The 520-nt window shown below is 62.5% G+C and carries 2 protein-coding genes; both read left to right on the forward strand.

What is annotated here, in order from left to right; all coding sequences use genetic code 11:
- A partial coding sequence (locus tag AC1DRJ_RS32185; RefSeq protein WP_477805639.1) for a hypothetical protein occupies positions 1-104 on the forward strand: 104 nt, incomplete at its 5' end.
- Between the two features lie 10 nt (positions 105-114).
- The coding region (locus tag AC1DRJ_RS32190; RefSeq protein WP_477805638.1) for an NAD(P)-dependent oxidoreductase at positions 115-520 on the forward strand (406 nt) is incomplete at its 3' end.

Consider the following 520-nt stretch of genomic DNA (forward strand, 5'->3'; position numbering starts at 1 on the left):
AGCAAGTGGTGCAGTTCTACACTCAGACCAAGACCGTCACCAGTCGCTGGTTCGATGACGACAGCGTCAACGACGGTGTGAACACCACCATCAACTTGCGTTAAGGAGCCGGACATGAAAATCGCATTTATCGGTCTCGGCAACATGGGCGCCCCGATGGCGCGCAACCTGATCAAGGCCGGCCACGCCTTGCGTCTGGTCGACCTGAATAAAACCGTGCTGGCAGAGCTGGAGCAACTGGGCGGTAGCATCAGCGCTTCGGCCCGTGAAGCGGCGCAAGGCGCGGAACTGGTGATCACCATGCTGCCGGCCGCTGTGCACGTGCGCAGCGTGTGGCTGGGTGAAGACGGCGTTCTCGCCGGTATTGGCCAAGGTGTACCAGCCGTGGATTGCAGCACCATTGATCCACAGACCGCACGCGATGTAGCCGCCGTCGCTGCCAAACAGGGCGTAGCCATCGCCGATGCGCCGGTTTCCGGCGGCACCGGCGGTGCAGCGGCCGGGACGCTGACCTTTATGG

Source organism: Pseudomonas sp. P5_B2 (assembly GCF_056400445.1).